Below are 7,516 nucleotides of genomic sequence, written 5' to 3'. Positions count from 1 at the left end.
GAACGAGCCCATCGGGTCGCCCCCGGCGGCCAGACCCTCGCGCACCGTGCGGGCGATCTCGTACAGACGGCCCTGGGCCTCGCGCCCGCGGGCTTTGACCGGGAACAGGTCCGGGAACAGGAACTCCGCCCCCTGGGTGCTGCTGTAGGCCAACTGGCGCAGGCCGATCTTTTTCTGCTGGGCCAGGAACTCCCCATCGCCGCCCATCACGCCGTTGATCAGGTCGGGCGGAAGCTGGGCGATGTCCCTGGCCAGGAGCGGGTACTCGACCCAGCTTATCTGCCGCCGCCCGCGCTCGTTCAGGAACGCGTGGGCCTGCTTCGCGAAATCCACCCAGGCCTGGCTGCGGCTGGCCTCGTCATAAGGCCGCTTTTTCCGGCACTTGTCGCAGATTCCGGCGTAGTAGACCTCATCGGTCGAGACCAGGAAATATTTCACTCCGGGGGTGGCGTCTATCATGTCCTGGTACAGGTCGAAAATCAGCTTGATCGCCTCGGGGTCGCACATGCAGGCCTGGTAGTTGCTGCCGTCCGCGCGCAGGTGGGCGAACTCCTTGTGCTTGAGCGCGTAAGCCATGTGCGACGGGGCCTGGATGTCGGGCACGAGCTGGATATGGCGCTCGGCGGCGTAGCGGGTCAGCTCGATCATCTCGGCCTTGGTGTAGGCCCCTGGCGCGCCGATGACCGGATGGCGCGGGAACTCGTACTTGTCCTCGATCTCGAAAGCGATGGCATTGGCCTTGAAGAAGGCGTGCCAGTCGATCAGGCGCTTGAGGGTTTCGATGCGGCACTGGTGGTGCTTGGTGTCCCAGTGCACGAAACGCAGTTCGAGCGCGGGCCAGTCGCTAATCGTGCATTCGGGCAGGCGCAGACGGCTGTCGGCTCCCCGGCGCAGGAGCTGCAGCAGGCTCTGCACGCCGTAGAACAGGCCCGCCGGGGCGTTGCCGGTGACAGTGATCTCGCCTGGAGCGATTTTGAGAATATAGCCCTGCTCGTTCAGGGCCGGGTCCTGCGCACCCTTGACCGTACCCGCGGCCACGGCCAGGATAACCTTCCCGCTGCCCGTACCCTCGAAGCTCAGCCCGTGCAGCTCGCCCGCGCCCTCCACCAGACGGCGGTAGGCGATGTCCTCGGTCCCCACCCGCGACTGGACCGCCCAGGTGCAGTCCACGGTAATGTCCCGCGCACCCAGCTCCACTTTCTGCGGGGCCGGGATCAGGCTGTAGCCACGGGCGCGCAGCGGGGTGAGAAATCCCCCGGCGGTCGGGCCGGCGGCAAAAGCCGCGCTGACTGCGATAAGCGATATAATGACTGCGTCGGCGAACAACCTGAATTTCATGGCCTTTCTCCTGGGATAAGTGTGTAACTGGTTATCGATAGTGCTATTGAGCGGTTACTTTTCAGATGTCAACACCAGTCGTACGTAGGCGGACAACTAATGCAAACAGGGCACGCTCTGCCCTGCCCCTTGCCTCTTGAATAACGACAATTTCAACTCGGAGCTACTTGACCGGATAATCGCCGGTGCTTCCCTCGAGCGGCCCACCGGGCCGTCCGGGGGCCGTATGTTTGAGCCTGCGTAACGGAGCGGAGTAACTGCCCTGTGCACACCGAAGCCATGCGGCGCGTCACGGCCGGGCGGGCGATTCGCGTCAGCGCCGCCCGCGACCCGAGGCAGCGTGCCGGAGCGCCGGGCACACCATAGCCCACAAGACAGCAAAGGCCGGGGCGAGTTTGCGGCCCCCCAATGGTTTCTGGTTCTCTTGGCCGTAAACAAGAGAACAAAAAAGCTTTTGGGTACGGCAGGCCGTGCCACTACAACCGATCCTACGGGTGACGCTGAATGTTTTTACGGGCGGCCACAGGGGGCCGCCCCTACGATTAATTCACTGTACCGGCCTGAATACAAGCCGTCCTCAGTCCTCCAGGCGCACCTCGGCCAGGCCGCTCACCGGCACCTTGTGCGCCGCGGCGTAGGCCTTGATCCTCTCGCCCAGGGCCTTATGCCAGCCGGGCAGGTCCATGCGCTCGAACGGGGCGATCATATAGTCCAGACCCCGGCGGCGGTCGGCGAAATGGTCCTTCACGTCATCCATCACGTGCAGGAACTTGCGCCCGGCCACATCCTCGTTCTTGGGGAAACGGCCCTTTTCCCAAACCGCGGTCAGCTCGCGCCACATCTTATCGCGCACCGCCAGGTTCGCCGCCGTGACATTGCCCGCCTCGACCATCAGGTTGACCGCCAGGGCGTGCTCACCCTTGGCGGAGGCCTCTCCAGCGCGGACCAGGAAAGCCTCGGCCTTGTCCAGGTCGAGCATGGTACGCACCGCATAGCCCTCCAGCGCGGCGATCGAGCCCAGCACCTCGATATTGTAGCGGTTGCGGCTCACCTCGCCCAGGGCGCGGGCCAGGTCGTACTGAAGGCGCTCGTTGGCCGGAAGAAGCTCGGAAGCGGCGGCGATTTTGGCCGCGTATTTTTCGTGGAACGTGGGTTTCACGGCCAGTGAGTCGCCAGCGGGCAGGGCGGGCAGGCTGAGGGTCTCATCCTGCAAGCGGATCGGGCGCTTGCCGCCCGAGTAGCCGTAGGCGTAACCGCGCTCATTCGACCAGACCAGGTCCCAGAGGTTCTCGTAGTAGCGGGCCTGCAATTCGAGCTGGCTGTAGACCTGACGCATGTCCACCGCTACATCCGGCCCGTAGAACGCGTCGAAGAAATCCGCCGTGGCCTGGGCCGGACCCGGCCCCTGCATGTTCCAGCCATAGGCGGTGACCACGGCCCAGCCCAGCCAGAATGTCTCGTCGTTCAGGCCCGCGTCATCCCAGGCCGCGCAGAAAGTTCCCATCAGGTTCCTCGCCCCGGCGCGGCGGGTCAGCTCCGGGGTCTCCACCGCCTCCTGCATGCGGCCCTGGACAGCCTGGCCGTAGCCCTGGAGCGTGAAATAGTTGGGGAACAGCCACTCGGCGCCCTGCATCGAGGTGTAGGCCATCTGCTCGATCCCGGCCTTGTTCTCGGCCTCCAGCCAGGACGGCTCGCGCTGCGGCCCGGTGATCGCGTCGATCAGGCCCGCGGGCAGGCTCGACACATCCTTGGTCAGAAGCGGGTATTCCACCCAGAGCAGCACCTTGCGCCCGCGCTCGGCCATCCAGGCGTTCACCCGCTGAACGTACTCGACCCAAAGGCGGCTGCGGTTGATCTCGTTGTAGGGCCTCAGTTTCTTGCACTTTTCGCTGATACCGGCGTAGTAGACCTCATCCGTGGAGACATGGAAATACTCCACTCCAGGAGTCGCGTCGATCATGTCCTGGTACATGTCGAAGATCAGGCGCATCGCCTCCTCGTCGCACATGCAGATCTGGTAGTTCGAGCTGTCGGCGCGCAGGTGGGCGAACTCGGGGTGCTTGAGCACGTAATTCATGTGGGCCGGGGCCTGGACATCCGGGATGATCTGCACGTGCCGCTCCAGTGCGTAGCGGGTCAGCTCGACCATCTCGGCCTTGGTGTAGGCCCCCGGCGCGCCGATGACCGGATGGCGCGGGTACTCGTACTTGTCCTCCATCTCGAAACTGATCGCGTTGGCCTTGAAGAACGCACTCTGGTCGATGTAGCGCTTCATTGTCTCCATGCGGTTCTGGTGGTGCTTGGTGTCCCAGTGCATAACCCGGAGCCGCAGGTCGGGCCAGTCGGTGATCTCGCCCAGGGGCAGGACCAGCCGTCCCGCTCCGTCACGCCGCAGCAATTGCAGAAAGCTCTGCACGCCGTAGAACAGCCCGGCCGGGGCGTTGCCCGTTATCTCGACCTGCGTGGGGGTGACCCTGATCCGGTAGGCCTGCGCCGCGCACTCGGCGTCTGGGGCGCCCGTGACCGCGCCGCCGCTCAGCGCCAGTACGATCCGGCTTTCCCCACGCTCGGCGAAGGTCAGCCCGTGCATCTCTTGCGCGCCGGAAACGAGGCTGCGCACGGCGATGTCCCCGCGGCTGACCGAGGTCTCCAGACCCCAGGAGCAGTCCAGCACGGCCACGCCGGGCAGAAGCTCCACTTTCTGCGGGGCCGGGATCAGGCTGAAACCGTTCTGGCGCAGGCTGTTCAGCCCGGCGGCAACCGCGCTCTGGCAGAATACGGCACTCAGAAGGAAAAGGACAGCGGTCCGGGCAAGGCGCATTTATATCTCCGGGAGGAGGGTGAACCGGGAGCGAAACGGCTCGGCAAAAGCCTGGGAGAGTGACAGGCATAATATGGAGCCGTCCGGAGCGGGGCGGCAATGATTTTTTACATTTTTATCCAGTCTGGCATCGCGACAGCCTTGCCAAGAGCAGGCCGAGAGGCTATCATTCAAAAGTGCGACAGCTATTCCTATCCACCAATTCAACGAGGTCCGGACACATGAAAAAGGCATGGCTTGGGAGGCTCGTTCTCTCCGCGTTGATGACCGGTGCGTTCGCGCTGGGCGTCCAGGCGCAGGAGAAAACGACGGTTGGGGATGATCTGACGGGGTTCGTGCCGCTGTTCGACGGGAAAACACTGGACGGCTGGCGCAAGCTGACCGAATACAGCGGCGACAAGGGCAAGTGGACCGTGGAGGACGGGGCGATCACCGGCGACCAGTACCCCGCCGGCGAGGGCGGCCTTCTGGTCACGGAGAAAACATATTCCAATTATGAGATTTACACCGAGGTCAAGGCCCACTGGCCGCTTGACTCGGGCCTGTTCCTGCGCGTGCAGGGCAACGTGCTCTCCTACCAGGTCACCCTGGACTACCGCAACGAGGGTGAGATCGGCGCGATCTATATCCCGGGCGGCGGCGATTTCGGGATGCACAACTGCCTGGGCATGTCCTATTGGAACCCCTACGATTACAACAAGCTGCGCGTGCGGATCGAGAACCAGCCACCGCACATCCAGGTCTGGCTGAACGGCCACCAGATCACCGACTACCAGCACGGCAAGCCCCTGGACGGCAAGACAGTGGTCCCCGAGAGCGGCTATATCGGCGTGCAGGTGCACCCCGGCGAGAACTGGGGCCCCGAGAGCAAGGTCCAGTTCCGCAAGATGTTGATCAAGGAGCTGTAAGCCGCGGAAGGGAAGGTTTCCGGAACTCCCGCCCGAATTGAACTCGAGAATGCCTTAAGGGGCACGGTGCGCCGTGCCCCTTCCTTTTTTATCCCCCCAATCCTGATGCTGCCGATCATCTTTCCCTTGAATCCCGGCCGCGGGAATGTATAATTGGTTCAAGACCACGACCGGCCACTGCCCCGGAGCCTGCATGAGCGACGCCGAAAGGGAAAGCCTTTTCGACCGCCTGGACCATGCGCGGCGCACGCTCGAGCTGCCCGACCGGGTCAGCCTGGCGCAGATACGCCAGCGCTACCGCGAGCTGTCGCGCCGCTGGCACCCCGACCTGTGCCCGGACGACCCCGAGCTGTGCAAGCAGAAACAGGCCGAGCTGAACGCGGCCTACGGCACTCTGACAGATTTCTGCAACAATTTCCAGTACTCGCTGCGCCGGGAGGATGTCGAGCAGTACGCGGGCGGCGAGGATTTCTGGTGGCGGCATTTCGGCGGCCTCTGAGCCCCGGACCCACCCGACCGCCCACACCGGAACGCCAACCGCGGGGAGAACCCGATGCCAGCCGAATGCAAAGCCGCACGCCGCGCTGTCCCCAGACTGCTGGGCTTTCTTGCTCTCACCTTTTTGCTGGCCGCCCCCGGACAGGCCCGGGCCGCAGCCATGCGGCTCATAATCGACACGGATGCCGCCCTGGAGCGGGATGACCAGCACGCCATCGCCTACGCCCTGCTGTTTCCGGAGAAATTCGAGATACTGGGCCTGACCGCGGTACACAGCGGCGAGAACACCCTGGAGGGCAATTTCCGCGAGGTGCACACGGTGCTCGGCCTGGCCGGGGTGCGGGGCATCCCGGTGCTGCGCGGGGCCGAGCACCCGCTGCCCTCGGCCCGTGCGGCGGTGGAAAGCCCGGCGGCGCGGTTCATCGTGGACGCCTCGAAGCTCAAGGGGGAGGGCCCCCTGGTGATCCTGGGTCTGGGCGCGGCCACCAACCTGGCCAGCGCGCTGCTGATCGACCCCTCGCTCAAGGAGCGGGCCGAGTTTGTCTGGCTGGGCGGGGCCGACTGGCCCGAGGGCGAGGGCGGCGAGCACAACAGCCTTCTGGACCTGGAAGCCCAGCGCGTGCTGATGGCAAGCGGGGCGCGCCTGAGCCTGATCCCGCCGGGCAACAACCACATGGCCACCACCCGCTGGGTCCAGGGCGAGCGGCTGCGCGGGTTGAATCCCCTGGCCGACTACCTGAACCTTCTGCTCGTGCTCAACCGTTTCCCGGACAGCGAAAGTTTCAACCTGCCCGCCCTGGCCGCGGTGGCCGCCCTGGCCCACCCCGAGCGGGTGGCCCGCCTGAAAGCCAAGGCCCCCTGGGTGGATGAGCGCGGGGCCTGGGATTTCTCGCACCCCGGGGCCGAGATCGAGGTGCTGACCGGCCTGGACGAGGACCCCGCGCGCGGGCCCTGCCCGGTCTGGGAGGAGTTCTACGGCCGGCTGCGCGAGGCCGCACCGCGCGGCAACTCGATCTACGAGCGGGTCTGCCGGGTGCTGAACGTGCCCACCGCCGCCCCGGATGTCCAGGCGGTGGAGGGAAAAGTGGAGCGCTTCCGGGGTTTCACCCGCCAGGAGGTGCGCTGGCCCACGATTTTCGGCGAGGAGGTCCCGGCCTTTGTCTGCCGCCCCGAGAACGCTCCGGAGCGTCCTCTGCCCGCGGTGATCTGCCTTTCCGGCACCGGCGGCGACCGGTTCGTGCTGACCGAGGAGATGTTCGGTATCGCGGACTACCGCAGCCTGGGCCGCCCGACCCCGCAGGAGCCGCACATGCGTCTTCACGGCTGGGCCTCCGAGCTGGCGCGCCGCGGCTACGTGACCCTGGCCCTCACCCAGCGCGGCCTGGGCGACCGTGGTTTCAACGAAGACCGTCAGAGCAAGGCCTACCTGATCGAGGGTTTCACCGCCCAGGGGGTGCTCGCCTACGAGATCCGCCAGGGGTTGAGCTACCTTCAGGCCCGTCCGGATGTCGACTCCTCGCGGGTGGGCTGCACCGGGATGTCGTTCGGCGGGATCACCACCTTTTTCGCCACGGCCTGCGACCCGCGTTTCGCCGCGGCCGCTCCGCTCTGCGGCGGGGTGGGCTCCTGGCGCAGGATGATCCAGTTGGGCGACCCGGGCTACCACGGGGTCTACTGGTGGGTGCCGGGCATCCTGCAGCATTTCGACCAGGGCGACATCGTGGCGGCCCAGGCCCCGCGGCCCTATTTCATCGCTGCGCCGCTGGAGGATATCGGCATGCCCAGCCAGGGGGTGGAGGAACTGCTGGAGAAAGCCCAGCCCGCCTACCATCACGCCGGGGCGCCCGACAACCTCGTGGCCTGGCGTCCACACGGGGAGCACGGTTTCACGCTGGAGATGTTCGAGGAACTGGTTAAATTTCTGGATGCGCACCTATGACCACGGATGAAG

The 7,516-nt window shown here is 65.5% G+C and carries 5 protein-coding genes; 3 read left to right on the top strand and 2 right to left on the bottom strand.

Annotation, left to right across the window (positions count from 1 at the left end; translation table 11 throughout):
* Together LLH00_15045 and LLH00_15040 are read right to left on the bottom strand one after the other, a co-directional pair.
* The coding region (locus LLH00_15045; protein ID MCE5272595.1) for a beta-N-acetylhexosaminidase at window positions 1-1,338 on the bottom strand (1,338 nt) is incomplete at its 3' end.
* Between the two features lie 577 nt (window positions 1,339-1,915).
* Complete coding sequence (locus LLH00_15040) at window positions 1,916-4,159, bottom strand: beta-N-acetylhexosaminidase (protein ID MCE5272594.1); 2,244 nt, start codon at window positions 4,157-4,159, stop codon at window positions 1,916-1,918.
* Between the two features lie 221 nt (window positions 4,160-4,380).
* Here LLH00_15040 and LLH00_15035 point away from each other — a divergent pair, with 221 nt between their 5' ends.
* The 3 genes from LLH00_15035 to LLH00_15025 all read left to right on the top strand — a co-directional run bounded on the left by LLH00_15035 (window position 4,381) and on the right by LLH00_15025 (window position 7,504).
* A complete protein-coding gene (locus LLH00_15035) occupies window positions 4,381-5,067 on the top strand; it encodes a DUF1080 domain-containing protein (protein MCE5272593.1) in 687 nt (228 codons plus the stop codon).
* Between the two features lie 193 nt (window positions 5,068-5,260).
* The gene (locus tag LLH00_15030; protein ID MCE5272592.1) at window positions 5,261-5,566 is read left to right on the top strand and encodes a J domain-containing protein; all 306 of its coding nucleotides are present in this window, start codon (window positions 5,261-5,263) and stop codon (window positions 5,564-5,566) included.
* A 54-nt stretch (window positions 5,567-5,620) separates the two neighbouring features.
* Window positions 5,621-7,504 (top strand): nucleoside hydrolase, encoded by a 1,884-nt coding sequence (locus tag LLH00_15025; protein ID MCE5272591.1) that lies wholly within the window; start codon window positions 5,621-5,623, stop codon window positions 7,502-7,504.
* The last annotated feature ends 12 nt before the right edge of the window (window positions 7,505-7,516 follow it).

This window comes from bacterium (assembly GCA_021372515.1).
Taxonomy (GTDB): Bacteria; Gemmatimonadota; Glassbacteria; order GWA2-58-10; family GWA2-58-10; genus JAJFUG01.
Note: the sequence above shows the minus strand (reverse complement) of the source record. Positions and strands in the feature narration are given on the sequence as shown.

Bases quoted from the DNA above. Each gene is read 5' to 3' on its own strand.
- LLH00_15040 (MCE5272594.1), bottom strand. From the start codon at position 4,159: ATGCGCCTTGCCCGGACCGCTGTCCTTTTCCTTCTGAGTGCCGTATTC.
- LLH00_15035 (MCE5272593.1), top strand. From the start codon at position 4,381: ATGAAAAAGGCATGGCTTGGGAGGCTCGTTCTCTCCGCGTTGATGACC.
- LLH00_15030 (MCE5272592.1), top strand. From the start codon at position 5,261: ATGAGCGACGCCGAAAGGGAAAGCCTTTTCGACCGCCTGGACCATGCG.
- LLH00_15025 (MCE5272591.1), top strand. From the start codon at position 5,621: ATGCCAGCCGAATGCAAAGCCGCACGCCGCGCTGTCCCCAGACTGCTG.